This window comes from Mucilaginibacter sp. HD30 (genome assembly GCF_054061755.1).
Genome location: NZ_JBSSEO010000001.1, coordinates 1,493,728 through 1,518,073, shown reverse-complemented (window position 1 = coordinate 1,518,073; position 24,346 = coordinate 1,493,728). Strand labels below are relative to the sequence as shown.

The window sequence follows — 24,346 nt, the reverse complement described above, 5'->3', positions numbered from 1 at the left end:
ATGTGCTTCTATTTTGTGATTGGTTTGAGTAAATAGTCTGTCTTATTTTTCATTTCATAGATGATATGTGCGCTGAATTTTTCCCGATCTGACGGTAATTCACTATAGGTCGTTAAGATGACCTGGCTTTCATTCGCAGGTATAGTTTCAATCACAGCGATACAATCGACCAAAGAATCATTATCCAAGTTCTGTTGTTTAGGTTCATCTAATATGAGGACATTGGGGTATTGAATCTTTTTCAGTCCCTTATGTTTGATCGACGTTTGAAGAAGCGCTAGGTAGTAACTTAGAATGATCCGAATGTTGTCACTTGAACTTGAAATATTGTAGATGTCAAAATTATCTAGGTAAGGCGTGTAATTATCCGTGGAATCAAGCTTAATGTTGTCGATGAGATCTTTGTTACCCTTAAAAAGTCCCAGGCTCGCCACATTGGTCTGTATGAATTTCTTAACAGCGTCAATGATCAGGTTATCATCCTTGGTTTGGATATATTTATTGATCTCTTCTTTTAACTTATCGTAATTGGTCTGAGCGATCTTGATCTTGCCACGGAGCGGCACCAACTCTTCCCATCTTACAGCGATCCGCGAATATTTTTCCATATCTTTATGGACGGCATCTGCTGCCAAGATCCTTTCCCTGAGTTGCGCGAACTCCTTGCCGGCATAGGTTGTGGTTTGATGTTCCAGCTGGGTTTCCAGTTCCGAGATCTTGTCCTTTAAAACGTTACGCTGTTCAAATAACTTTCTCCTGTCAAGCAGCCGCTGGGAGATCACCTTTTTGAAGGTATTCTCTTCATCTTCCAGGAATTCCAGATTTTGGTCGGGGGAGGATATCTTTTTGCTCAGATCCGTATGGCATAAAATGCAATGGCCATCCTCGCTTCCTAATAGCTGCGCCTCACAAATTGGGCAGGTTTTAATATTCAGTTCAGTTGAGAACTCTCTGATCTTTTTTAACTGCTTGTTTTTATATTTATTGACTTGTATACGGTCAAGATAATTCTCATAACCAGCAATTTCAGCGGATATCTTGTCAACCCTTTCCGAAGCTTTCCTGTATTGAAAATCAAGACTTTTTAAAACGTCTCTTATTCGGATGTTAGATTCTTCAAATTCTTTATTATCGCTGGAAAGTTCATTGATTAACTTTGTTTCTGCCTGGTACTTTTCTTTGAGGTAAGTGATATAGTCGTATATACCTGCTTTACCGATCTGATTTGTATTGATCAGAAGCATCACATCATTCTTCTCCGCATTCGCGATGATCAACAGGTTTTCTTCCTTCTGGGTCAACTCATCCTTGAGTTTTTTCAATTGTGCTTCTATTTCTTTTATCTCGATCTCTAAAAGATGGAGTTCGAACCTGTCCAAGCCGAATAAATACTCAAAGGCAACTTTCTTTACATCTTTGATGTTATACCGGATCACCTGCCTTGCTTGTATCTGTGACCAACCTGCACGTTGCTCTACAAAAAACAAAGGCAAAATATTTTCAAAATATAGTTTAGAAAGTTTTTGATCATATGTAGGCAACTCCACCTGACGCAAACCAATAAAATTAAAAAGGAAATTTTGAAAGCCGTTCTCAGAGAACACACCCTCACCTGCAACAATATATTTTTCGGAATACTCTGTCTTAAAAAAATCTACTGCTTTACAAGGTTTAACTGCCGCGATAGCAATATCTGTACCTTTAATGTAACGAAAGATCGTCACCACATCTTCGCCATTAGAGATCTCTAATAATAAATAAGAGTTTTTTACCGCCTTGCCATCGATCGCTTTATAAAACTCAGGTTTAAATGGGTTCTGTATCGTTTTAAAGATACCAAGTCCTTTTTCCGCACCGAGGCCATAGACGATACCCGTCACAATACTGGTCTTACCTACAGAGTTTGGCCCATAAATAATATTCAGACCTGGTTTAAAAGGAATTTCTGCGCCATACCGGTCACCTTCCTCGGTCTGAATATGGTAAACAAGCTTATTGATTATTAATCTCGACATTCTGTTTCCAATATGAGTTAGGTATCACTTCTGTGATGATATTAATGGTTTTATCCTCTGACATGCGGCTTCCAAAAAGATCAAGAAAGTTTATCTCTCTTGGAAATGCGTCCTTGATCTTTTCAAAATAAACCTTTCCCTGTTCGGTCAATAATATCCTGACATTTTTATCATTTGCATCCGTTTTGTAATTAATCAGGTCACGTACGTACAAAAACAAGAACATGTCATTGAAACGGATGTCCCATGGTACACTTTTATACTGAACGACGTTAAAGTCGATCTCGATCTGACTCGACGATTCAAAATCCTTTATTTTTTTAAGTATATTTTTTTGCCCGCTGAAATATTCGACAATGAATTTTGACTGAAAAGATTCATTTCTTAATAGGAAATCAACACAGGCAATAATATTCTTGCTTAAGCCAAAGTTCGTATTAAGCATTCCTAGAACAATGATGATCCTTGCTGAACGAAATTCGATCCGGTCCTCCGGCTGGATATAGGTAGGCCGGTCCAAATTAATATTGGGTGTCAGACCTTTTTCCGTTATGGCATTAATCAAATAATCAAGCGCTTCCATTTTTCCTCCAGTCCAAAGGGCATTGAGCCGCTAACTCAAATACAACGCCCTGCAATAGTTTTTCCTTATCACCTTTGAGTTCATAGTCTTTAAAAAATGTCAGGATCTCATTTTCCGCTTCTTTAAAAAAATCCCTAAAAAACTCAGCTGGCGTATATTCATCGTCCATTTGAAAATTCATGGTTAACCTGCTCGCCTTCAATCTCAAATTGCTCTCCCACTTTAAAATGTTGGTCCTCAATTCGGAATCGATATCTGTAAAGCTTTCGATGTAGACCTTATAATTAGCTCTCACTCTATGAAAAAGAATACGGTTCTCATCATCCGGCTTTAATAAAGAGTTCAATTTCTCGTCCAGCGTCGTTTTTAACGCCGCGTCTTCGGTAGGATCTGCTACCGTATCGTTTATACTGATCAGATCTGCGAACCTTAAAGCATCTTTTTGCTGGATAAGAAGATTGATCATCGCTTTGATACGGCTTCTTTCCTTTGCCTTATCAATAACGATATCACATGCCGGTTTATCATAAACCATTTTGTAAACTTCTTCATCCAGGGCAAATATCTGGGCTACGTCTTTGTCAGGTGTCCAGAAATCCACCGGGTACTTGAATTTTTTGGAGGCATGAGCCTGTAAGCTATGATCGATATTACTCAGGTCACATAAAGGCGAAAGCGCAATGAACGCCGTGGGCTTATGATTTGATGCATCCAGTTGAACTTGTTTATTAAATATCTCCGACCAATCTAATCTAGATACTGTATAGTATTTGCATTCCATGAAGATCTCGCGCTCCTGATCATTGTCGTCCAAAAAGTTCACACTTATATCGAAGCCATTTTGAGTTCCTGAATTTTGTTTCCTAACCTGAAATACTGTAAAACCCATTTGGTCAAACAAACTTTTAAAGAATGGCTGAACAATTTTTTCAAAATCACTTCCTGAGATGGGCATGGGTTAGTGAGAGGTTTTGCTGTCTTCAGTTAAAACACACGTTACTAAAGTGCTTTAAAATAAAAGCACAGGCTATGTTTAAGTACTGTTGACTGGCCATTGAATAAAGGTTTCTCAATAATAAGTAAAATATTAATATAAATATTTCAAATAGTTAACAAACCCTGTTTCTCCCAATTATAAGTTAGCGCATCGCGTAGACCCAATGATACTCGTCTTCTCTAAAATTCATAAAACAAAGTTGCAAAATTATCCACCATTACTACTATGAAATGCTAAAAAAATTAGTATTATTGTCATTTAAAAAAAAAGAAATTTTATTAATCTATGATCTTAGTATCCATTACTGCCCCTATATCATTGAAAAAGGTAGAACTTTTGCCGCTTGACATTATTAGTGACCTGTTTGCTGGTAGTTTCAAATATCAAAGCAGATTAGTAATATTACAGAGCTAAATCATTATCATGCCTTTACAGTCTTTAGACAAATATCACATCGACGATGCCAAACATGCGCGTCTTTGGAAAGATGCCATAATTGTTTTTGATGCCTCATCCCTGTTAGATATGTACTTCTATTCAGACAAAACCAAGCAAGTAGTCATTGATGAAATCTTCAAAAAATTAAAAGATCGACTATGGATTCCCTATCAAATAAATTATGAATTTTTAAAGAATAGATCGAAAGTGATTTTGAAGCCCATTGGCAGCTATACAAATTTGGAGACTGAATTAAAAAAAATTGCTGCCGCATTAAAAAATTGTCAAACAGGTATTAGCGAACTTAAATCCAAGACAAAAAAGGATGATAAACACCCAGTGTTGGATCAACAAATATTTAATAAAATAGACGGAACCCAACAGCAGCACGATTTAGATTTAAAAACTTTAAGTGAAGAAATTAAAGATATTATAAAAACCCGCACCGCATACTTCGAGCAAACAGTCAATAATGATATTTTATATAATGCTATTAACACCCATTTTGAAGTAGGTAATGAGTTTTCATTTTCAGATCAAATGCAGTTAGTAGCTGAAGGGAAGGAGCGCTATGAATTTCAAATACCTCCCGGTTATGGGGATTTCGGCAAAGGGAAAAAGGAGGGAACACAAATTTTTGGTGATCTGTTTATTTGGAAGGAAATCGTCAACCATGCAAAAACTAAAAAAAAACCGATCATTTATATCAGTAACGATGTGAAGCCAGACTGGTGCGAAAAAAACGAATCCAATCCAACATACATCGAGCATCCACGGCATGAGCTCATTAAAGAAATTTGGGATGCGGCCGGAGTCGAGTTTTGGATGTACAGCAACCCCCAACTGTTGTATAACGCCGCAAAATATTTGAAAAGTGCAATCACCGCGGATCAGATTAATGAGGTTAACGCCGTAGCGAACCAAAAAGGGCAGACCAAGGATAATGAGCCAAGTTGTGTATTTACATGGCCGGTTGATGACACTACGAATAGCGGGGGTACGCACCAATTTGAAAAATCGCTGATGTACTTATTAGGACGCGAAAGTAAACCGCTAAATGTCGATTGGGGCGATGGCTCCCCGTTAGAAACCATTACAGGCCGAAATACAATATTTCATCAATATCCAAGTTTTGGTGAATATACTGTCCGTATTTACGGAGATATCTTTTGGTATTGTGCTATGGGCATAAGTTCACCACGCGGAATACAATATCCGAAAGTTTCCGCAATTTCATTTGGTAATACAATCTACTTGGACCGTTTGCAATGCTTCGCCGGAAAAGTAAATGAATTAGACATTAGTAAAATGACAAACCTTACCCAATTATTGGTAGGGGTAAATGAACTTAGTACATTAGATGTGACACCGTTAAGCAAATTGCTTATCTTGTTTTGTGAACAAAATCAACTGACGGAACTCGATGTAACACAAAATATCTTTTTAAGTAAGTTGTATTGTGGCGGAAATCAGCTATCTGTGCTAAATCTTGAAAATAATAATATATTAGAAGAACTGAGATGCAGTTCAAATAAGCTTACCGCGATTAATCTGGAGAACAACAATAATTTAATAGAGTTAGATTGTGCCTATAATAATCTTTCAGCAGGTGGGTTGGATGATATTTTTCGTGATCTCCCTTTCGTTGCTAAAGGTAGAATCTGTGTATTCGGCAATCCGGGGGCTAATTCCTGCACTCAGCTGATTGCAACAAGTAAAGGTTGGATATTTGAAGAAAAATCATTTTATTAACGACAGATATCATAAACAAAATCACAACTGGTAATATAGCAATATTCAATTAGGTGCAAAACCGGTAATCGGATCACTGCCCACTGAATATTTTGGTGTTAGTTGTTACCTCACCACTAGAAAAGCGGTGGCCGAATGAATGAGTGAGATTGCTGATTGTTTGAGAGAATTGGAGCAAGCGGAGGAACTGACCAAACGGCTTAAAATACAATGATTAGTTTATTCATTGGGGACGTGAAAGCAACGACCTATATAAAATTCTGGTTTTTAAGAACGCTATGTAACACACCGCTACCTGTGGGAAACCATATAAACAACATATTAGAGACTTAACTTATTAGATTTCAATTTAGCTTCGCATACTCAAGTAAAGTCGATAAATCAATTACTTATAATTTATATAAAATATCAATTCTAATTTATAGCGTTTCTCGGATGAAATGTTTGGCGCTCACAATCGCCTCTATATCGGCATGAAAGTCAGAACTTTTGCCGCTTCCCTCTATTTGATTGTTTGAGCTGAAACAAGAAGATTCTAGCTATGTAGTAGTGAATTTCTAAATACTAAGCACAGTTAAACACTCGATATCTCGATGATAAGTTGTTTATAAACATTCATATTTTCAATTGTGATCTAAATAATGATGATTTATTTATGTACTAATAAAGGATAACTGAACATTATCAATTATGACTAAATAAAGCTAGGTTCGATGTATATCAAAACGCTTGCCGGAATAAGCGAACCCTATTTGCACACAGTATTTGAAACGATTTAAGTGTTTTTGAGCGTCATAATTTAAAAGGATTTAAGATTGCGAAATAAATCTTTTACTTAGAGAAAGTCTAAAAATCCATCAACTCCTTCAAAGAAACCTCCAGCCCTTGAGCAAGTTCGACAAGAGTATTAAAACTCATATTAATATCCCCGTTTTCATAGCGCACGATATCGCTATGATCTATATTGCATTTGGTCGCTAATTTTCTTAGGGATAAGTTTTTATTTGTTCGCAAGGTTTTAAGATGGCGACCGAATTGAATTAAGTATTCTTGGGTGGTTGGATTTGCCATCGCAGTTTAGAAACTGCGGAAAATTGTGTCTTTTTAAAATAAAAAGTGTTGGGCTTTAACCCACCATTTACTAGCTTTGATAATAAGTTTTAGCTTAAAATGCAGGAGAACAGTAACTTTGACAATTATAACAGAAAGAATTTGTTACTTTGGGGCTTGGCCATAGTAGGACTTTGGTTGTCGCTTTACTTAACTATTCGCTATGGCTACATAAAATAAATATTCTTTAAAGGTCGAAATCGAGAAGATCCTTTGCTCGTATGCCTAAGCCTTTGGCAATTTCTAAAAATGTTGAGAATGTGAAGTCTTTATTCCCATTTTCAATCATGCTTAAATTACCTTTAGTGACATCACAATTTGCCACGACATCATCCTGACTTAGTTTAAGTTTTAAGCGCTTTTGACGAAGATTTTCGCCAAATTTTTTTAAACGATCCTTATCTCTTTCCTGATTCATGTTATTTTTCGGAAAGAGCAAAATAAAATCAGTTTTTTTGTTACAAGTTCTTGTAACAAAGCTAATAATTTTTTACATTTGAATTATCGCGTCGATATGGCGCTAACAGTTAATATATTTGCGAATCTTATTAGACAAAAAAGCATTCGCACTTAGATCTCGCTTTAGAAACCTGAGAAATTTCAATGGAAACGAGAGGATAAGTGACCAGTGCTCACGCCATAGGCGTGGGCCTGACTTATTCGTTTCCGGGCTTCTCAGGGCCACTAAAGCGGTAAGTTAGGTTCCACGCCTTATTTTTTAGGCGTCGACCTGCTTGCCATTTTTTTCGTATAGCAATGGAAGCGGTTATCATACAATACGATTTTAGGGCGTCACTGACTTTGAAGGAAGTTATGACTAAGTTCTTTGGTGAGCATACGCCGGAGTCAACCAAGGTCCTGTTTTGGAAATTCTTTCAGTGCTGGGTAACCAGGGACTGTCATATTAAATCGGAGCTGTCCGATGAAGAAGTAGCCCTGTTCTTCGATCAGTTAACAGACCTGGTGGCCGCGGCTTATATAGCACACCAGGCGAACGGGGCTTTGTCCAATGAGCAGGAGGGAAGTGGTCATGAATAGCTACCCTGTCCATAACTGGCTGCAACTGATCTCTCCGCCGGAGTAATTCTTTTCTTTTTCGTACCGCTTGCGGTAGTCACTTTTTTTTTAACTATTAAACGAATTAAAATGAAGCTAAAAATAGGCTTAATGGCCATGCTTTGCCGTTTTTTTTGAGGCAAAGGGACAGCCGAGGACTGCTAATTTAGGTTTGCAGGTAGGGGAGAGGGTGCCTGATGTCAGCCTCGGAAAAATGCTGTATTATTCCGCAGGTACCGCTAAGTTCTCCGATTTCAAAGATCAGCTGCTGATCCTTGATTTCTGGGCGACCTGGTGCGGTGCCTGTATCGCCCGCTTCCCGGAAAATTTTTCGATGCAGCGTCAGCACCCGGGCAAGGTGCAGTTCCTATTGGTCAGCCAGAAGCGGAACAAGGATACAGAAGCCGGGATACGCGGATTCCTTGACCAAAGAAAAAAGGATTATTCTTTTCCCTGTGTGGTTGGGGACACTGTACTGGACAGGCTGTTCCCGCACGGGAGTATCCCGCATTATGTTATCATCCGGAATAGCGAAGTGCTTGCCATTACTGATGCGGAAAGTATCAGTGAAAGGAACATCAGCAGAATGATTAATGATGCTGATCTGAATCTGTATGTCAAACAGGATTATAAATTTAACAGGGAAATTCCACTCTTTCAGGACGGGAACGGAGGAAATCCGCCTTCCGCATTGTATCGCTCGATGGTTACGGGTTACAAGCTGCCCATACAAGCAGGCGGTATCAACTTTGTGATGAATAATGAGGAGAAGATTATTGGCATTAATGCGATCAACCAGTTATTACCGGCTTTGTACCTCACCGCCTATCCCGCTTATAACGGGGTGCAGGGGACGCGGATAATTATAGATATTCCACATCCTGAATATCTTCCCAAAGACAGCCTTCAACTTTTGGACTTTAAAAAGAGGGCATTCAGTTATGAGAGCCGATTTCCGCCTATGGATAAAAAGGATGCCCTGCGTTATTTACGTGCAGATCTGAACAGGTATTTCTCCCTTAAGTTGGACAGTGTGATAAAAGATACCCTGTGTTATGTACTGCGGGTCGATGCGAAGCATCCGCCGGTAAAGGTGGATTCGGGGACTAAGCGGGAAATGAATGTCAGCGAAAGGAATACCCTGCCCAAATATATGCGGAACTATGAGGTGGAGAGCCTGCGTATTGAACTGGAGGAAAAGTATAAAGTACCGTTCCTGAATGAAACGGAATACGCGGACCCCATCTCCGTCGATCTTCCCGCCGACATAACGAACGCTGTTGAGTTGGAACGTTTGCTTCGAAAACAGGGATTCCTCCTTACGCGTGAAATGCGAAAGGTGAAGTACCTCCTGCTGAGCCAGCAATCAGATTAACATCATCCTATTAATTCTAAATCAAACCCACATGAAAAATTTATACTATTTGCTTATCCTCCTCTTGCCCCTGATTGGCCGGGGTCAAAGCATTTCCGGCACGGTCACGGATCAGCAGAATGAACCCGTTCCGGGGGTGACGGTCACCTATCCCGGTACCCGCCTGCAGTCGGCCACCGATGAAATGGGCCATTTTATGATGCCAGTGACTTCAGGTCTGGGCGTATTACGCTTCACCTTTACAGGTATGACCACTCAGGAAGTGGATTTTACAGGAAAAAAAGAAATCCGTGTTGTTATGCTGAAAAGCAACAATAAACTGGACGAGATCCAGGTGGTTGCTTATGGTACCAACACCCGGCGGTATAACCTTGGGTCTGTATCTACGGTAAGCGCCGAAGATATAGGTAAACAAGCTGTCAGCAATCCGCTGGAAGCCTTACAGGGCAGAGTGCCGGGGCTTTCGGTTTCGGCAACAAGCGGTGTTCCGGGCGCAGCATTTAATGTGCAGATCCGGGGTCAGAATACGATCAGATCCAGTTCGACGACTAGTCTTGCACCGCGTGATAACCCCTTATTCATTATCGATGGTGTTCCATTCGCCCCGCAAAACACCAGTGTCAACCAGTTTAATTCCATTGCAGCGCCCGGACTTGGCGGCGTATTTAATAACCCGTACGGGGGTATAAGCCCTTTCAACAGCATCAATCCGGCGGACATAGAAAGTATGGAGGTCCTGAGGGACGCGGATGCCACAGCGATCTACGGCTCGAGAGGGGGGAACGGAGTGATCCTGATCACCACAAAAAAAGGCAGGGCAGGCAAGACAGATTTTAACCTGAACGTACGCAGCGGGGTGAGTTTTGTCGGCCATACCATGCCGATGATGAATACCGAACAGTACCTGGCTATGAGGAAGGAGGCTTTTGCCAACGACGGACTGGTACCCAGTGCCACCCTGTATGACCCTGCATATGCACCTGACCTGACCATATTTGACCAGAACCGTTATACGGACTGGAAAAAGTTTTCCATGGGTAAAACCGCTCAAAATACCAATGCTGCTGCATCACTTTCGGGCGGTAATACAAATACCCAGTTCCGGCTTGGCGCCGGTTTTAACCGCGATACCTATATTTTTCCGGGAGACTTCGCGGATCAGCGTGCGACTTTTTCCGCGAATATGCACCATGCTGCATTGAACAGAAAGTTTACTGCCGACTTTACCATTAACTATGGGTATGGAAAAAATAACTCATCCGGCTCTGCCAGTGCTTTAATGGCAGCTATGCTGGAACCGAACAGCCCGGAGCTGCTGGACAGCAATGGCAACCCCGTATTTAATTATCAAGGGGTTATTCTCGACGGTTCCTATGCCGGAGGCAATCCTTACAGTTATTTAAAGCGGCTCTATTCCATCACCAACACCAATCTTTCCGGTAACTTGTTGCTATCATATGAAATACTAAAAGGGCTGACTTTTCGAAGCAGTTTGGGATATAACACTTTCGCTAATAACGAATATACAAATACTCCCAAAACCACCCTCAGCCCGAATGTAAACCCGGTGTCGACTGCGAGATTCGGCAGGAACGACCTGACTACCTGGATATTGGAACCACAGCTGGAATACCGCAAAAATATGGGTCACCATATGGTCAACGTACTTGCCGGCACTACTTTCCAGCGCAACGGCAGCGCGAGGACAGATACTTACGCTTCAGGTTATATTGACGACAGGCTGCTGGGTTCCATATCCGGTGCCGTGACGAGTTCCACATCCGATGCTTATAATGAATATAAATATAACGCCATATTTGCGCGCGTCAGCTACCGGTATGACGGCAAATATCTGTTGAACATTAATGGCAGAAGGGATGGTTCCAGCAGGTTCGGTCCGTCACGTCAGTTTGGCAACTTTGGATCCGTCGGTGCCGGATGGATATTCTCTGAGGAGAAAATAGTCCGGAATAAACTTCCTATATTAAGTTATGGCAAACTCCGGGCGAGTTATGGTATTACCGGAAGTGACCTGATCTCTGATTACCAGTTTCTCCCGCGATGGTCGCCGACGATAAATCCTTACGGCGGCAACCTGGGCTATACAGCGGAAAACCTGTTCAATCCGCAGTTGAGCTGGGCAAGCACTAAAAAACTGGAGTTCGGACTGGAAACGGGTTTGTTTAAGGATCGGTTACTGTTTACTTCCGTTTGGTTCAGAAACCGCTCAGGTGACCAGCTGGTGACGACGCAATTGCCCTCGCAGGCCGGTTTTGGCAGCGTGTATGAGAATTGGGGGGCGGTTGTTCAAAATTCAGGATGGGAGTTTACCCTGCATGGCGCTATCCTTAACAAAGCTGCGTTAATCTGGAACAGTTCTTTTAACCTGACCATTCCCAGCAATAAGCTATTATCTTTCCCGGGGATTGAGCTCTCCAATTATTCCATATTGTACTTTGTAGGGCGCTCTCTGGGTACCGTAACGGGTTTTAATTATGCCGGTGTGAATCCGGCAACGGGATTGTTTCAGTTTACTGCTGCGGACGGGCAGCTGACCTCAACGCCGGTGAGATCAACGCTCGGACGGCTGAACGATTATGATTTTATCGGTAGCACCGACCCTAAATTTTATGGCGGCTGGCTAAATTCATTTCAGTATAAGGGATTTCAGCTGGATGTATTCCTGGAGTTCAAAAAACAAATGGGTAGGAACTACCTTGCACAGGCATATGCCTACCTGCCGGGACAGGAAGTTAATCTGCCGGTTTCTTTTCTGGACAGGTGGCGGGCGCCCGGCCAGGAGGCAACCTTACAGCGTTTGTCTACTCAATATACTCAAGCTTATACCGCTGCCAATAATTTCATAGCATCGAGTGGTGCCTACGGCGACGCTTCTTATATCCGTTTCAAAACGGCGACGCTGTCTTATAATCTGCCACGCAGCCTGAGTGCCAAATGGGGTATGCAGGGGCTGCGGATATACGCGACCGCGCAAAACCTTTTTACGATCACGGGGTATCAGGGCAACGATCCGGAGACTCAGAACTTCTATGGTGTGCCGCCCCTTAAAGCTTTCAGTTTTGGTCTTAACATTAACCTTTAAAATATAACAGCATGAAAAATAAATATACAATTGGGCTGTTCCTCTTATGGGCAACAGTTTATGTGCTGACCTCCTGCAGAAAATTTGTGGAGATCAGCGGCCCCAAAAACCAGTTGACAACCGGTCAGGTATTTGCCGACAGCCTGAACGCGAATGCTGCTGTCCTGGGAATTTACTACCAGATTGCCGCAGGCGGCAGCTTTGGCCTGCTCGCGGGGGGTATGACGCTATATCCGGGACTGTCATCCGATGAAATGAATATTACCACGACGGACGCGTCGATGGGTGCTATTTTTAATAACAATATTTTAGTTACCAATGATAAAATTCAGACCCTGTATACGCAGGGCTACAGATATATTTACCAGACAAACGCCTGTATTGAGGGAATTGCAGCCTCGTCTCAGCTATCTGCTACAGCCAAAGCGCGGCTCACTGCGGAGGCGCGGTTTTTACGCGCCTTCGTTTATTTTAATCTGGTCAATCTCTATGGTGGGTTGCCAATTGTGACTACTTCGGATTATAATGTTTCGAGGCTGATCGCAAGGTCATCGCCTGATCTTGTATATCAGCAGATCGTTGCTGACCTCCTGTTCGCACAGTCGAATCTGCTTATGAACACAATGGTTAAAGACCGCGCGGATTATTACACCGCTACGGCTTTACTGGCCAGGGTTTACCTGTATACAGGGAAATATGCGCTGGCTGTTTCGGAAACTGACAAAGTTATAGGCTCAGGTAAATTTACGCTGGAAAGTAACCTGAACAACGTTTTTCTTTTTGCAAGCCGTGAAACGATCTGGCATACTTCCACGGCTATTCCCTTGCAGGCAACGTATGAAGGTTTGTATTTCGTCCCATCTAGCGCTACTGCAAAGCCGCGATACGTAATCTCCGGAAGCCTCTACGATGCTTTTGAGCCAAGGGACAACCGGAAGCTCAGCTGGATTAAAGTAAATATCAATTCCGGACAGGCTTATCCCTACCCGTTTAAGTACAAGATACGTACGCAGGTTACGTCTCCAACTGAGAACTATGTAGTGAGCCGCCTTGCGGAACAGTACCTGATCAGGGCTGAAGCCAGGACTAACTTAGATGATCTGGACGGAGGCAGAAAAGATGTGAATATGATCCGCAGCCGTGCGGGCTTAGGAAATGTGGTTGCTGCAGACAAAGCTTCCCTGTTACTGGCTATTGAGAAGGAACGGCGCGTGGAGCTGTTTTGTGAATGGGGAAACAGGTGGCTGGACCTCAAAAGGACGAAAAGGGCTCTTGCCGTTTTGGGGCAGGTTAAACCTAACCTTAATGAAAATTCATTATTGTACCCTATTCCTGTGAAAGAACTGAATACCAATCCCAATATATCCCAGAATCCCGGATACTAAAAAATAAGCAGTTGCCGGAAGACCCGCAACTGCTTATTTTAATTGTTTTACTCGTTGTTTCGTAACGCGGCCTGAACATCTGATTGCTGCGCGCCATTTAAGGTGTTTGACATTGTCACCTTACCTGGATCAAAGCCGGATACACATTGTTTGCTCACGCCTTCGCAATCATCAGCTTCGTCAGGTGCGTTCGGACCGTCAGCTCCGCTGATATAGGCCGCATTAGCGGATGGAACCGGTGTAGTGGTATCGATATTCCCTGATATCACGAACCATTTGTAGTTTACATCGGCTTTAACCGGAACTTTTAGTGAGGTAGTAAATGCGCTTACGCTGATCGCTATTACAATAGCCAATAATCCAAAAAAACTCTTTTTCATGGTATGGAAGGCTTTTATACATCAAAAAGCCCTGGAAAAACTTTAGTTGATTAATTATTACATTTTTACGCCTACTCTTTTCAGGCTTTCGGCAATTCCCTTTCCTGACAGCCGGCCATCGGCGGGCAGAAGTCTTAAATTCTTCCTTGCGCGGACCTCCTTTCCCTGTAAACATGATATGATCCGTAGACTGTTAACAGCAAGAAGAAAAGATTGAACAGGAAGTGCTGCTTCCAGTTCATCATCCTGAGCACGCCACCGCAGGAACAGGGGACCCGCCCGAAATAGTTGAGGAGTACGAGCCCGATATAAGCGGTAAATAAAAGCATTAGCAGTGCCGACAGATAAAAGCCGGCCTGCCTTGTTGCCTGGAAAACCAGCAGCAGCGCAGCCAGAATTTCAACAGGAGGCAAAGTATATATCAATATATCCGCTAAATACCGGGGAAGGGTCTGGTTGTGCATCTGCGCTTTGAAATGATGAAAATCCATCAGCTTGCTTGATGCGGTATAGATCCACAAAAGCACCAGCAAAAAAATGATGAGTTCCGGCAGGACAAACTTTAGATTTTTCATGATATAACCTCCTGATCCAAAGTTATAAGGCCATGAAGGACAGAAAATGTCACTTACCTTTATTGATATAATATTTTTTTTGGAGGCGGTCGTATTGAATGATATGGCCCCGGTCACGAAGGTGATTGAGCATTCTTTTGATGGTTCGCGTGCTGCAGCTAAACCGGTCGGCCGTATTTTGCAGTGAGCGGAAGCGATTTTTTTCTAACAGCTCAACAAGGTAGTTAAGCCGCTGCTCGTATGATCTGTAATCCATAACAACTCCGGTCTGTAATTGGCAGGCATGAAGTTGGATGATAACAGCGGAAATTACTATTAGCTGAACTTATAAATTATTTGATTACCAGCTTTTAAGTGTCACTGAAGTACCCATTAAGGTGAGGGTATAGCGTTTTTCTTTTTGCGGATAGGGTCAAGCCAAAGTGATTTGATCTTATTTATCGTTTTCCGGAAAAACAAGTGATTAATGCCGGTGCCGAATTTAGGTTTAGGCATAAGTTCGAAGGGGGATATCTCCAGCACCTCCGCTATTTCGTATACCCGCCTGATTGTAAGTTCCGTTTCGTTCCTTTCCAGATTGGAGTACGCTGCCTGAGATATATCCAGCATAAATGCCATGTACTCCTGACTGTAGTTTTTGGTCAGCCTGCGAATTCTGATCTTTTCTCCAATAGTTTCCATACCGTGTTATTTCGCGATGTAATCCTATAAGCAAATATAATAAATTACAAGTTAAGGTTTTAGCTTAAGCAAGGTGTCCGGGGCAATTTTACAGCAATTCCTGATTTTGGGAAGAAACAGTAAATATTTAATTATGAAAAACATGACAGATGCTGATGCCGCAGAACTAAAGGGCGGTATTAGTCCCGGTGTAAGCAATTGTGCATATAACATCGGTATCTCCGCTTCGTTTGGCGGACTTTTTGGTGGTGCAGGCGCTGTTGTCGGCGCATTGGCCGCAGCGACAGGCCCATCCTGCCTCGGATGGTGGTAAGACTTAAACAGGGCTCCGGCCCTGTTTAAAAGATCAAACCCGGAAAAAGCGCGACCGTCCCAACGATTCCCCCAAGTGCGCTATAAAAATGCAGTTCATTGTTCATCAGCGGATTGTTCGTCCTGTACTGGTAAACCGTGAGGACAACAATGAATAACAGTGCCATCATGCTGTTTTTAACGCCGCCGTAAACCGGCAGATAAAAAGCAACCTTGTCCGGCTTTAACAACATAAAACTCATCATACATCCCATGATACTGCCTGATGCGCCGGCACTCGAATAATTAAAATCATTTCGATGTCTCAGCGTGATCACAATCACTCCTGTCAGGTAGCTCAACAGGTAGATCAGAAAAAACTGTCCGCTGCCGTAAAACGACTGCTGGTTAAGACTCTGCTCCAGATTGATACATACCACATAATACATCCAGGCATTCATCAGCAAGTGGGCAAAGTCATTATGGATCAGTTCCGCAGTAAACAATCTGTAGTATTCTTTATGTTTTACGATCCCAAAGGGGTGGAGGATCAGTTTAAGAAAGTACCCGGGATGGTAAAGGCCGTAAATGGTGCTGATGATTATGGTCAATAAAAGCAGGGCGGATACCGGTGCGCCACCGGTTAACTGATAGATAAGGAGGTTGTGCATAAAGAAAAAAGTTAATCTGTGCTATAACATGAACTAATAATTTAAAATGATACGTAATTGATTCTGGCACCATTCGCGCAGATTTTTACCAAAAAATCTACTGCTATGAAAATCCTGCTTAAAAATGGTATGATCCACCTGGCGCTGCTGCTCGTCTTCACATTTTTACTGATCCGAATTGCGGGAGAAATTGTTCTCACAGCTGAATTTTATGCCAACAGCGGTGACCCGTTGTCCGGAATACCCGGGCAGGGGGCCGGTGTTTTAGAACTGATGCAGAAATGGATATACCTGACTTCGGCAGTTTACCTGTTGATCAAGCTGGGCCTGATCACACTCATCCTCCACACCGCATTGTACCTGAATAATCAAAATGTTTCCTTAAACAGCGTTTTTAAGATAACCGTTGTTGCCGAGTATATCTTTCTTATTCCCGCCGCTATCAAATTAGGGACATTTTCTTATACGCATCCTGACGGGAATTTGTTAGACTGGCATCAATATTATGTGCTCGCAGCGATTACCTTGTTTAAAGAAGTTCCTGCAGGCTGGTATTACGCGCTGCAGACCCTGAACGCTTTTGAGGTTATTTACTGGTTTTTGCTTGCCTTTGGTGTTATGCGAATTTCTTCATTGAATTATGACGCGGCCCTGAGGATGATATTCGTTTCGTATGTACCCTCCCTTTTGTTATGGGTAGCTGTAGTGACTTTTGTCTGCCTGTTAATGTTTCCTTCAATGGGGTGATTGTGACTGGTATTTATGCGGAACAGACTAAAAACTCAAATTGCATTTATATGTACTGCTATGAAAACAACACATCAGTTTCTGAAATTTTTTGTAGGACAGTCCGGTCCCAGCGACTGCGGCATCGCCTGTATGGCCATGATCTTAAACTATACCGGAAGGCCGGGTGTCGCGGATAGGCTATTAAGGGAGACCAGTATATCAGAGGATGGCCTCTCTTTACTGGAACTCCGGCATCTGGCAGCAACATCAGGTTTAACCGGTGAATGCGTCCGCATGGATTTTGCGCACCTCAGAGAAGCCGGGCCACCATTAATTCTCCATGTCGGCGAGCAGAGGGGAGACCATTTCGTGGTTTGCTTTGGTTCGCGAAGGAAAGGAAATGATTACCATTACCTTATTGCAGATCCCGCAACAGGTGTGCAGTTTATCGCGGAAAGGGATTTAGAATCGGTCTGGCATGGGCAGGCTGCCCTTTATTTTGAAGGCATCAGAAAAGGTCCGCCACAACTCTTTAAGGTGCATTGGATGCAATTGTTGCAGATCAAGGGATTCCGTAAAGTATTCCTGCTCACGGTACCCCTGCTTAATTTATGTGCGACACTGATGGGGATATGCATTTCCTGGATGCTGCAGAGGGGTTTGGATCACCCTGTGTCGGAGGAAAGCTTCTCCATCCTCGCCGCTTTGATATCATTGTTATTCATTATTACGCTTTTCAAAAATATAGTCAATTATATTCGCCGGCATTTGCTGATCACTTTAGGCACTTCAGTTAGCCATCAACTCATTTCTGTTTATATAAACAATCTGGTAATCCGCCGTGCCAACCCGGGGAATCATACTTCACAGGCTATAAGGAAAGCACTGGGAGAAATAAGAAATATCCAGAATGCGCTGGTCACACTGATAGCCGTTATGGTTTCCGAGGGTTTGATACTGACCTCTGTCATTGCAGCATTGTTCTTTTTTGATCCCCTGATTGGATTGGTTAATATAGTATACCTGGGTATTTTACATACGCACGCTGTCAGATGTATACCCGGTACAGCAGTTGACAATGTTAAATTGCAAACACTCCTGAGCAGGTGTGAGGACGGGCTGGTTAATGAGTTGAATGTGCACAAACATGACCGTTTCCCTCAGGATCTTAAAATGGAACATAACAGAAGGTTTCAGCAGTACCAGGAATACGCAAGATCCGCGGCCGTAAGGATGAGCAGATACGGCTTGATGTATGAGTCTGCCGGAACGGTCAATGTCATAATCGTCTTCGCTGTCAGCATCTATAAGGTCCAGGGACAGCAAATAAATTATCCCAGCCTGATGGTGATGGTGATCCTCAGTTATTTTGTAACTGTACTTGTACCCAAAGTTGGTAACGCCTTCCCGGTAGTTGCGGAAGGTGCATTGCAGGTTCGCCGCTTTCTGAATCCATAAATACTGTACATCTTAATAATTGTCCTGTTTACCGGAAATCCACTCCGGCCCGATGTTCATGTCAAAATTTTAGTAATTGCCTATGAACCCTGTCATTGAAAAACTACGAACAGAATTAAATGATCAGCTTTATGCTATCGGGGAAATGCCCGGTGGGTTGGAAAAGCTGAACCGATTGTTAAACGTTATCGACAAGGCAACATTTGAGCTGAATCGGCTAATTGCCGGCCTGCAATTCGAATCCCAGCAGGAAGAGGTGCATTTTTTTAAATATCAGAAACCCGAAATTCTGGCGAGACGGATCGAAGAACTGATGCGCTATAACCTGACGGTGAACGCGCCCATCGGAACTCCGGAGAGTAAGATCAGGTATTTTGAAGACGAACTAAAAGCAAGGCGGAGTTTTTTTCGCATGAATAGCTTTCATTATCAGTATTTTAAAAGAGGAATATCTGAACTGGACCAGTTTTACTTCCTCAGGACCGGTGGACCGCTGAGCATACCCGTCGCTGACTTCCCTGAACTGGAAAATCATGTCGCTACCCCCATGAGTTATCTGTTCGCGAAATTTATGGCCTACGAGAATATTCAGCTTTTTATCCTGGAACAAATCGCGTTCATCCGGTTTCCTGAAAGTATGCAGCAAAAGCAGGGGGGTGCTCAGCAGGCTGAACTGAAATGGACAGGGGATGCCGTGAACATCGTTGAGCTTGCCTATGGCATCTGGCTAACAGGTCAGCTGAACAATGGAAACGCAAGTTTGAATCAGATCGTCCGGTGGCTGGAAAACTCACTGCAGGTAACGATTGGTATTATCCAGCGCCGTTTTTCCGAAATTGAAAGAAGGAAGCGACTGAGCCCCACCAGGTATATCGACCAAATGAAAATGGCGATCCTTCAGAAGATCGAAAGCGGGAATCTGTAAAGACTATTGATTTTCGATTCCCCTTTTATTTCTCTGCTATATCCCGATATCCGCATAACCCAGTTAGCCGGATATAAAAATATCTTTCGGTACTACCGAAAAACTCCTGAATTAAGACCCGGCATTACCTTCAATTTTGATCCCGATGACGCTGACAGTATTGTCGGTCAGGGATAAAAAGGCAGTTCTGCAGGTTTTAAAACCCTTTCAATAATTGCCCGCCCTCTCCACACTCTGTTTTGTCAGTTTTTGCCCATACCGGTAAACCGGAATGGCAGCCCCGGAGCAGGTTATCAGTTCCGCCGCTCTTTGACATGCAGGGACAAAGCATTATTCCGCCCGGAAAGCGGAAAATTTTGTGAAGGTGAGATCATATCAACAGACCGAAAGCGCAAAGGCAGGCGAGAGCCCGGCAGGTAGATGCCGACGTGAGTAGTCCCGAAAATATATACCGGCAGAAGCGAATTGAACGGGTTCGTTACCCGCTGCCGGTTCGAAAGGCGGCTATCCGGCCGCTTACTATTTATCATTAAATGAAAATTTGGATATGGATAATTATTTATCAGCTAAAACATTAAAGGAACAGGCTTCCATTGTAACGCTGCTCAACGCCCTCGGTTACCAGCCTGTCAAAAAATCAGGGAAAGAGCATATGTATCGAAGTATGTTGCGGGATGGCGACAATACACCTTCATTCACAGTCGATGACAGGATCGGAGCATGGTTCGACCATGGAAGCGGCAAAGGCGGAAATATTATAGATTTCGGTCTGGCTTACTGGCGGGATCTCGATTTTAAAGGCGTCGTTGAGAAAATACAACAGGTGTGCAACACGCCTTTGCCGGTTAAGGAGTACCGGCCCAGGATGCCGGTTAAGGTCCGTAATTATAAGGTTGACCAAGTAAAACCTATCGGTACGCACCCCGCGATTACCAGTTACCTGAAAGGTCGGGGTGTTCTGGAAGTTGCCGGCGGTCGCCTCAGCGAATTGTATTACCATGTGCTGAACGACCAGGGCGAAAAGAAGTGCTTTTTCGCGGCAGGTTGGAAAAATGAAGCGGGCAGCTGGGAAGTCAGGAACAAATTTTTCAAGGGCTGCCTCGGCAGCAAGGCGATCACATTTGTTCCCGGAGACACCCGGCACGCAGCGATATTTGAAGGTTATATCAATTACCTGAGCTGGCTTACCGAAAACAGAGCAGCAAAGGAAAGTGTGATCATCCTCAATACACTGTCGCTGCTGCGGGAAGGAATTGTAAAAGCTACCCAATTTTCCAAGCTGGATGTTTATTTTGACAGGGATATAGCAGGGTTCCAGGCAGCCAGGGAATTTATTAAAGCATTACCCTATGCGGATGACAGATCATCCGCATTCCAGGGATTCAATGACTACAATGACAAAATAGTAGCTGTTTCAGCATTGGTTTTAAAAGCTGACCGGGGACACCATCCGATAAAAAGATAAGCCCGTTTAACGGGTTTTATAACCCAAAACCTCCTTTGATTCTGCAACGGCAAGATGTCTTTTTGTCGGACAAAAAGAATCTTGCCCTACGGGGTTAGCTGAAAACTTCGCAACTCGTTTTTCTTATGGCTGAACAAAGAATACTGAAGGGAAGACCAAAACTAAAAACAGGAAAACGCGTCAGAAAAATTGATGCCAGGTTTACGGAAGAAGAATATTTAAAGATTACCGGGCTGGAGCAAGCCTTGGGGCTCAGCAAAACGGAATTGATCAGAGTGCGGCTGCTTAACGACGCGGACAGGATCGTGGTCAATTCCAGGGAACTGATCCGGCAACTCGATGGCATCGGTGCCGAAATGGGCCGGGCAGGTAACAATATCAATCAACTGGCCCGGCATACGAATGCCCTTAACCTTGCCGGGAATATTCCGCCTGTTGTAGCGGAAAAATTCAATTATTTGATGACGGATTATGTTAAGATGCAGCGGTTATTGGAAAACTCCCTGCGAAAGATTATTCAGCTGATGGGAAGGTGATATAGCGATATACGGATAGGAAGTCAGGCCCGTACACTATTACAATGGTACACAGTTATAAGGTAACAGGTTTACAGCGATAGATAGTTATCCCGTTTCGGCGTTATAGCGCTACAGATAATCCGTGATAGTGTGTTATAGCGTTATATAGCTACAGCGCGCTAATGATAGCAGGATAGCTGACTATATCGTAGCAGCGATATTTTGCCACAGGGTTAGCCCGATACAGCGTTAGCCGGATTGATGGTTTCAAAGATATATCAGCTTTAACGGGCCCATGATCGTTAAGATATTTAAACCTGCAGCGACTTTTAGCGGTGTGCGGTATAATACAAGGAAAGTCGATGGAAACAGGGGACAGCTGATGAAGGTGGCCAACTTCGGCCCTTTGCAGGCTTTTGGTCACCTGAAGCCCCATGATTATATCAACTACCTTTCATCGCTTGCTGCCCTGAATAAAAATGTGAGATTGCCCCAGTTCCATGCCGTTATATCCGCAAAAGGGAAGTCCTATGATAAAGATACCCTTACCGGTATCGCCACATCATGGCTAAAAGAAATGGGTTATGGCGATCAGCCTTATCTGATCGTTTTTCACCATGACACGGACAATAACCACGTGCATATGGTATCCTCCCGGGTCGACCGGCAGGGCGACAAAATCACTAGCGCGTTTGAAGGGAAAAGAGCACAGGCTGCAATGAGCAATATACTGGGTTATGATTACGGAATGCAATATTCCTTCAGTACCAAAGCACAGTTTTTTATGATCCTGGAATCATGCGGGTTTCCCGGAAGAGATCCGGATGAAAGCCGCTTAAAGGCAAGGATCGACGGTTATGTTCCCAACCGGAAACGTGCAGAGGAACTGAAATGCCTGCTCACAGATTATAAAAATGTACCGGAATTCAGGGATGAACTAAAGGCCAGGTTCGGACTTGACCTGATCTTCCATAGCACGGAAGGAAAAAAGCCCTACGGCTATTCCATTATAGACCACCGGGAGAAAATTGTTTTTAAAGGCAGTGAAGTTCTGCCGCTACGGGAATTGCTATCAGATGGTGTTAAAATTTCCGCTGTTGAAACAGCCCCGGCTGAAAAGAAAACAGGGCCGGTGGCGGATTTCATCGGGCAGGTAGCCATTGCTTATGATGTCGATGACGCAAAGGTACATGGTCTGCGGCGCAGCCGCCGTAAAAAAAACAGTTCATTCAAACGCTAAACTTAATTATTATACTATGATCATCATCATTGGAAATCAAAAAGGCGGGGCAGGTAAAAGCACACTCGCGATGCTTCTGGCCAATTACCTGACCACCACAAAAAACTGCAGGGCAACTGTTATAGACATGGATTACCAGCAATCCGTTGCCCAGAAGTTTGACAAAGCCAAGATCCTCGAAAACGCAGAGCCCTACCAGGTGGTACCGGCAAATCTGGACAGCTATCCCATGCTGAAGCAACTCCTTGACCGCGAGCGGAGAGAGATCACCATCATTGACCTGCCCGGAAAGCTGGACGATGACGGCCTGATCCCGGTTTTTCAGTCAGCAGACATGGTCATCTGCCCATTTGCATACGACGAATTCACCTTTGAATCCACTGTGCTTTTTACGGTTGTCCTGCGAAAAATAAATCCTTCCGTTACCATCGTTTTTATTCCCAACAGGGTAAAAGCCAATGCCCGGTATGAGATCATGCTGGAAGTTGACGAGCAGCTTTCCAAATTCGGCATGATCACACCTGTGCTGCCTGACAGAGTGGACTTCCAGCGCGTTACAACTTTTTATACACCGCAAAGCCTGATTCCGGTCATCGATCCGGTGTTCGATCAAATTTATAACAAACACCTGCATGGAAAATATGAAATCGTTAGCTGACCAGATCAGGGAACAACTCAGTCATCCCGCGCCGGCGGGTCGCAAGGGACGACCTGAAAAAGCGGAGAAAAAACCGGGGGGAAAGGTAAAAGTACCGGCAATACTAACCGCCATACAGGACTATGATAATACCGAAAATAAAAGTATGGTGCACGTTCGCTTTAACGAAAAAACGGTGCGAACAATGAACCAGTTTAAAATGGCAACAGGGGTGGATGTAACCAAACTCGTCGCCTTCTCCGTCAAACATCTTTTCGAATCCTTTCCGGAGATCAAAAACATTATTAAACAATTTATTCAAAATTCTGACTTATGACCTGGATCAAATTTTTACTCTGCCTGAGCGGCGTATACCTGCTTTACTATGCAGCTATTATTTCATGGGACCTGTTACGCAACAGGAATCCTCCCGATGAATCCTCCGCCGCTGTGATCACCTTTGAGGACGCTGCGGAACCGGTAAAGAAAGTAACGGACGATGAACAGGGCTTATACAATAATTCCGTATTGTCTTCAGGTGGGGTTAGTCTCCGGCAATTGTTTACGCTCGCCAGGGCCGATGCGGTTGAATTTACACGGCCTGTTAGCTTTAACCGATGAAAGTCCTCTTGACTATTTCCGCCTGCCTGATCACTACAGCCGCAGGCGCACAGCCCGGCATAGCGGAGATGCAGCAGGCCGAGCAGGCACTGACAGGTGACTTCTTTTCTGCGTTCGATTTCGCAATGGTACTCGCGACCCTGCTGGGTCTGAATGGGGCGATCAGGATCTATCACAACTGGCAGATGGGAAAAGACAGGATAGATACTGATGTCGCCGCCTGGTTCTTTGCCGCATTCTTCATGGTACTCGCCGGGGCATTCCTTCGTGCACTCTTTGGCATTTAAAAGATCCTATTTCAGCCGCAGGGTTTGGTTTCGCCCTCACTTTGCCCTGAACTC

Annotated in this window: 26 protein-coding genes; 16 read left to right on the top strand and 10 right to left on the bottom strand. The window is 43.5% G+C overall.

Features of this window, described 5'->3' with window-relative positions:
* Window positions 1-8 precede the first annotated feature (8 nt).
* From ACVW2L_RS07485 to ACVW2L_RS07475, 3 genes are read right to left on the bottom strand one after another with little or no spacing between them, the layout of a single operon-like run.
* A complete protein-coding gene (locus tag ACVW2L_RS07485) occupies window positions 9-2,015 on the bottom strand; it encodes an AAA family ATPase (RefSeq protein ID WP_457127341.1) in 2,007 nt (668 codons plus the stop codon).
* Window positions 1,993-2,598 (bottom strand): hypothetical protein, encoded by a 606-nt coding sequence (locus ACVW2L_RS07480; protein ID WP_457127340.1) that lies wholly within the window; start codon window positions 2,596-2,598, stop codon window positions 1,993-1,995. The genes ACVW2L_RS07485 and ACVW2L_RS07480 overlap by 23 nt, the downstream gene beginning before the upstream one ends.
* The gene (locus ACVW2L_RS07475) at window positions 2,585-3,553 is read right to left on the bottom strand and encodes a hypothetical protein (protein ID WP_457127339.1); all 969 of its coding nucleotides are present in this window, start codon (window positions 3,551-3,553) and stop codon (window positions 2,585-2,587) included. The genes ACVW2L_RS07480 and ACVW2L_RS07475 overlap by 14 nt, the downstream gene beginning before the upstream one ends.
* A 465-nt stretch (window positions 3,554-4,018) precedes the next feature.
* Between ACVW2L_RS07475 and ACVW2L_RS07470 the strand changes: the two genes are divergently transcribed.
* Window positions 4,019-5,785, top strand: a complete 1,767-nt coding sequence (locus ACVW2L_RS07470; RefSeq protein ID WP_457127338.1) for a PIN-like domain-containing protein — start codon at window positions 4,019-4,021, stop codon at window positions 5,783-5,785.
* A gap of 846 nt (window positions 5,786-6,631) precedes the next feature.
* Here the strand turns inward: ACVW2L_RS07470 and ACVW2L_RS07465 are convergent.
* Both ACVW2L_RS07465 and ACVW2L_RS07460 read right to left on the bottom strand, forming a co-directional pair.
* Window positions 6,632-6,856 (bottom strand): helix-turn-helix domain-containing protein, encoded by a 225-nt coding sequence (locus ACVW2L_RS07465; protein WP_457127337.1) that lies wholly within the window; start codon window positions 6,854-6,856, stop codon window positions 6,632-6,634.
* Window positions 6,857-7,082: 226 nt separating this feature from the next.
* A complete protein-coding gene (locus tag ACVW2L_RS07460; protein WP_457127336.1) occupies window positions 7,083-7,313 on the bottom strand; it encodes a helix-turn-helix domain-containing protein in 231 nt (76 codons plus the stop codon).
* Between the two features lie 338 nt (window positions 7,314-7,651).
* Here ACVW2L_RS07460 and ACVW2L_RS07455 point away from each other — a divergent pair, with 338 nt between their 5' ends.
* The 4 genes from ACVW2L_RS07455 (at window position 7,652) to ACVW2L_RS07440 (ending at window position 13,814) form a co-directional block, all read left to right on the top strand.
* Window positions 7,652-7,933: a hypothetical protein gene (locus tag ACVW2L_RS07455; protein WP_457127335.1), complete on the top strand. Its 282-nt coding sequence runs from the start codon at window positions 7,652-7,654 to the stop codon at window positions 7,931-7,933.
* 232 nt (window positions 7,934-8,165) lie between these two features.
* Complete coding sequence (locus tag ACVW2L_RS07450) at window positions 8,166-9,326, top strand: TlpA family protein disulfide reductase (protein ID WP_457130186.1); 1,161 nt, start codon at window positions 8,166-8,168, stop codon at window positions 9,324-9,326.
* 31 nt (window positions 9,327-9,357) lie between these two features.
* Window positions 9,358-12,429, top strand: a complete 3,072-nt coding sequence (locus ACVW2L_RS07445; protein ID WP_457127334.1) for a SusC/RagA family TonB-linked outer membrane protein — start codon at window positions 9,358-9,360, stop codon at window positions 12,427-12,429.
* Between the two features lie 11 nt (window positions 12,430-12,440).
* Window positions 12,441-13,814, top strand: coding sequence for a RagB/SusD family nutrient uptake outer membrane protein (locus ACVW2L_RS07440; protein WP_457127333.1), 1,374 nt, complete (start codon window positions 12,441-12,443; stop codon window positions 13,812-13,814).
* Between the two features lie 47 nt (window positions 13,815-13,861).
* Here ACVW2L_RS07440 and ACVW2L_RS07435 read toward each other — a convergent pair whose 3' ends face one another.
* The 4 genes from ACVW2L_RS07435 to ACVW2L_RS07420 form a co-directional block, all read right to left on the bottom strand.
* Window positions 13,862-14,194, bottom strand: a complete 333-nt coding sequence (locus ACVW2L_RS07435; RefSeq protein ID WP_457127332.1) for a hypothetical protein — start codon at window positions 14,192-14,194, stop codon at window positions 13,862-13,864.
* 134 nt (window positions 14,195-14,328) lie between these two features.
* The gene (locus ACVW2L_RS07430) at window positions 14,329-14,769 is read right to left on the bottom strand and encodes a MauE/DoxX family redox-associated membrane protein (protein WP_457127331.1); all 441 of its coding nucleotides are present in this window, start codon (window positions 14,767-14,769) and stop codon (window positions 14,329-14,331) included.
* Window positions 14,770-14,818: 49 nt separating this feature from the next.
* Window positions 14,819-15,025, bottom strand: coding sequence for an HTH domain-containing protein (locus ACVW2L_RS07425; protein WP_457127330.1), 207 nt, complete (start codon window positions 15,023-15,025; stop codon window positions 14,819-14,821).
* Between the two features lie 116 nt (window positions 15,026-15,141).
* The gene (locus ACVW2L_RS07420; RefSeq protein ID WP_457127329.1) at window positions 15,142-15,450 is read right to left on the bottom strand and encodes a helix-turn-helix domain-containing protein; all 309 of its coding nucleotides are present in this window, start codon (window positions 15,448-15,450) and stop codon (window positions 15,142-15,144) included.
* 133 nt (window positions 15,451-15,583) lie between these two features.
* Here ACVW2L_RS07420 and ACVW2L_RS07415 point away from each other — a divergent pair, with 133 nt between their 5' ends.
* On the top strand, window positions 15,584-15,763 hold the full coding sequence (locus tag ACVW2L_RS07415) for a hypothetical protein (protein WP_457127328.1): 180 nt from the start codon (window positions 15,584-15,586) through the stop codon (window positions 15,761-15,763).
* A 25-nt stretch (window positions 15,764-15,788) separates the two neighbouring features.
* Here the strand turns inward: ACVW2L_RS07415 and ACVW2L_RS07410 are convergent, their stop codons facing one another.
* On the bottom strand, window positions 15,789-16,412 hold the full coding sequence (locus tag ACVW2L_RS07410; protein WP_457127327.1) for a rhomboid family intramembrane serine protease: 624 nt from the start codon (window positions 16,410-16,412) through the stop codon (window positions 15,789-15,791).
* A 105-nt stretch (window positions 16,413-16,517) separates the two neighbouring features.
* Here ACVW2L_RS07410 and ACVW2L_RS07405 point away from each other — a divergent pair, with 105 nt between their 5' ends.
* From ACVW2L_RS07405 to ACVW2L_RS07360, 10 genes are all read left to right on the top strand, one after another.
* Window positions 16,518-17,159, top strand: a complete 642-nt coding sequence (locus ACVW2L_RS07405; protein ID WP_457127326.1) for a hypothetical protein — start codon at window positions 16,518-16,520, stop codon at window positions 17,157-17,159.
* Between the two features lie 15 nt (window positions 17,160-17,174).
* Complete coding sequence (locus ACVW2L_RS07400; protein WP_457127325.1) at window positions 17,175-18,599, top strand: cysteine peptidase family C39 domain-containing protein; 1,425 nt, start codon at window positions 17,175-17,177, stop codon at window positions 18,597-18,599.
* An 82-nt stretch (window positions 18,600-18,681) separates the two neighbouring features.
* Window positions 18,682-19,524 carry an RteC domain-containing protein gene (locus tag ACVW2L_RS07395; RefSeq protein WP_457127324.1) on the top strand — a complete coding sequence of 281 codons (843 nt, stop codon included), beginning with the start codon at window positions 18,682-18,684 and terminating at the stop codon, window positions 19,522-19,524.
* 547 nt (window positions 19,525-20,071) lie between these two features.
* Window positions 20,072-20,989, top strand: a complete 918-nt coding sequence (locus tag ACVW2L_RS07390) for a CHC2 zinc finger domain-containing protein (RefSeq protein WP_457127323.1) — start codon at window positions 20,072-20,074, stop codon at window positions 20,987-20,989.
* A 125-nt stretch (window positions 20,990-21,114) separates the two neighbouring features.
* Window positions 21,115-21,525 carry a plasmid mobilization protein gene (locus ACVW2L_RS07385; protein WP_457127322.1) on the top strand — a complete coding sequence of 137 codons (411 nt, stop codon included), beginning with the start codon at window positions 21,115-21,117 and terminating at the stop codon, window positions 21,523-21,525.
* Between the two features lie 277 nt (window positions 21,526-21,802).
* Complete coding sequence (locus ACVW2L_RS07380; protein WP_457127321.1) at window positions 21,803-22,747, top strand: relaxase/mobilization nuclease domain-containing protein; 945 nt, start codon at window positions 21,803-21,805, stop codon at window positions 22,745-22,747.
* Between the two features lie 16 nt (window positions 22,748-22,763).
* Window positions 22,764-23,405 (top strand): ParA family protein, encoded by a 642-nt coding sequence (locus ACVW2L_RS07375; protein ID WP_457127320.1) that lies wholly within the window; start codon window positions 22,764-22,766, stop codon window positions 23,403-23,405.
* Window positions 23,380-23,721 carry a hypothetical protein gene (locus ACVW2L_RS07370; protein ID WP_457127319.1) on the top strand — a complete coding sequence of 114 codons (342 nt, stop codon included), beginning with the start codon at window positions 23,380-23,382 and terminating at the stop codon, window positions 23,719-23,721. The genes ACVW2L_RS07375 and ACVW2L_RS07370 overlap by 26 nt, the downstream gene beginning before the upstream one ends.
* Window positions 23,718-24,005 (top strand): hypothetical protein, encoded by a 288-nt coding sequence (locus ACVW2L_RS07365; RefSeq protein ID WP_457127318.1) that lies wholly within the window; start codon window positions 23,718-23,720, stop codon window positions 24,003-24,005. The genes ACVW2L_RS07370 and ACVW2L_RS07365 overlap by 4 nt, the downstream gene beginning before the upstream one ends.
* Window positions 24,002-24,292, top strand: coding sequence for a DUF4134 family protein (locus ACVW2L_RS07360; RefSeq protein ID WP_457127317.1), 291 nt, complete (start codon window positions 24,002-24,004; stop codon window positions 24,290-24,292). The genes ACVW2L_RS07365 and ACVW2L_RS07360 overlap by 4 nt, the downstream gene beginning before the upstream one ends.
* Window positions 24,293-24,346 lie beyond the last annotated feature (54 nt).

Excerpts from the sequence above, each read along its gene's own strand:
- ACVW2L_RS07485 (WP_457127341.1), bottom strand. The coding sequence starts at position 2,015 with ATGTCGAGATTAATAATCAATAAGCTTGTTTACCATATTCAGACCGAG.
- ACVW2L_RS07480 (WP_457127340.1), bottom strand. The coding sequence starts at position 2,598 with ATGGAAGCGCTTGATTATTTGATTAATGCCATAACGGAAAAAGGTCTG.
- ACVW2L_RS07475 (WP_457127339.1), bottom strand. The coding sequence starts at position 3,553 with ATGCCCATCTCAGGAAGTGATTTTGAAAAAATTGTTCAGCCATTCTTT.
- ACVW2L_RS07470 (WP_457127338.1), top strand. The coding sequence starts at position 4,019 with ATGCCTTTACAGTCTTTAGACAAATATCACATCGACGATGCCAAACAT.
- ACVW2L_RS07465 (WP_457127337.1), bottom strand. The coding sequence starts at position 6,856 with ATGGCAAATCCAACCACCCAAGAATACTTAATTCAATTCGGTCGCCAT.
- ACVW2L_RS07460 (WP_457127336.1), bottom strand. The coding sequence starts at position 7,313 with ATGAATCAGGAAAGAGATAAGGATCGTTTAAAAAAATTTGGCGAAAAT.
- ACVW2L_RS07455 (WP_457127335.1), top strand. The coding sequence starts at position 7,652 with ATGGAAGCGGTTATCATACAATACGATTTTAGGGCGTCACTGACTTTG.
- ACVW2L_RS07450 (WP_457130186.1), top strand. The coding sequence starts at position 8,166 with ATGCTGTATTATTCCGCAGGTACCGCTAAGTTCTCCGATTTCAAAGAT.
- ACVW2L_RS07445 (WP_457127334.1), top strand. The coding sequence starts at position 9,358 with ATGAAAAATTTATACTATTTGCTTATCCTCCTCTTGCCCCTGATTGGC.
- ACVW2L_RS07440 (WP_457127333.1), top strand. The coding sequence starts at position 12,441 with ATGAAAAATAAATATACAATTGGGCTGTTCCTCTTATGGGCAACAGTT.
- ACVW2L_RS07435 (WP_457127332.1), bottom strand. The coding sequence starts at position 14,194 with ATGAAAAAGAGTTTTTTTGGATTATTGGCTATTGTAATAGCGATCAGC.
- ACVW2L_RS07430 (WP_457127331.1), bottom strand. The coding sequence starts at position 14,769 with ATGAAAAATCTAAAGTTTGTCCTGCCGGAACTCATCATTTTTTTGCTG.
- ACVW2L_RS07425 (WP_457127330.1), bottom strand. The coding sequence starts at position 15,025 with ATGGATTACAGATCATACGAGCAGCGGCTTAACTACCTTGTTGAGCTG.
- ACVW2L_RS07420 (WP_457127329.1), bottom strand. The coding sequence starts at position 15,450 with ATGGAAACTATTGGAGAAAAGATCAGAATTCGCAGGCTGACCAAAAAC.
- ACVW2L_RS07415 (WP_457127328.1), top strand. The coding sequence starts at position 15,584 with ATGAAAAACATGACAGATGCTGATGCCGCAGAACTAAAGGGCGGTATT.
- ACVW2L_RS07410 (WP_457127327.1), bottom strand. The coding sequence starts at position 16,412 with ATGCACAACCTCCTTATCTATCAGTTAACCGGTGGCGCACCGGTATCC.
- ACVW2L_RS07405 (WP_457127326.1), top strand. The coding sequence starts at position 16,518 with ATGAAAATCCTGCTTAAAAATGGTATGATCCACCTGGCGCTGCTGCTC.
- ACVW2L_RS07400 (WP_457127325.1), top strand. The coding sequence starts at position 17,175 with ATGCGGAACAGACTAAAAACTCAAATTGCATTTATATGTACTGCTATG.
- ACVW2L_RS07395 (WP_457127324.1), top strand. The coding sequence starts at position 18,682 with ATGAACCCTGTCATTGAAAAACTACGAACAGAATTAAATGATCAGCTT.
- ACVW2L_RS07390 (WP_457127323.1), top strand. The coding sequence starts at position 20,072 with ATGGATAATTATTTATCAGCTAAAACATTAAAGGAACAGGCTTCCATT.
- ACVW2L_RS07385 (WP_457127322.1), top strand. The coding sequence starts at position 21,115 with ATGGCTGAACAAAGAATACTGAAGGGAAGACCAAAACTAAAAACAGGA.
- ACVW2L_RS07380 (WP_457127321.1), top strand. The coding sequence starts at position 21,803 with ATGATCGTTAAGATATTTAAACCTGCAGCGACTTTTAGCGGTGTGCGG.
- ACVW2L_RS07375 (WP_457127320.1), top strand. The coding sequence starts at position 22,764 with ATGATCATCATCATTGGAAATCAAAAAGGCGGGGCAGGTAAAAGCACA.
- ACVW2L_RS07370 (WP_457127319.1), top strand. The coding sequence starts at position 23,380 with ATGGAAAATATGAAATCGTTAGCTGACCAGATCAGGGAACAACTCAGT.
- ACVW2L_RS07365 (WP_457127318.1), top strand. The coding sequence starts at position 23,718 with ATGACCTGGATCAAATTTTTACTCTGCCTGAGCGGCGTATACCTGCTT.
- ACVW2L_RS07360 (WP_457127317.1), top strand. The coding sequence starts at position 24,002 with ATGAAAGTCCTCTTGACTATTTCCGCCTGCCTGATCACTACAGCCGCA.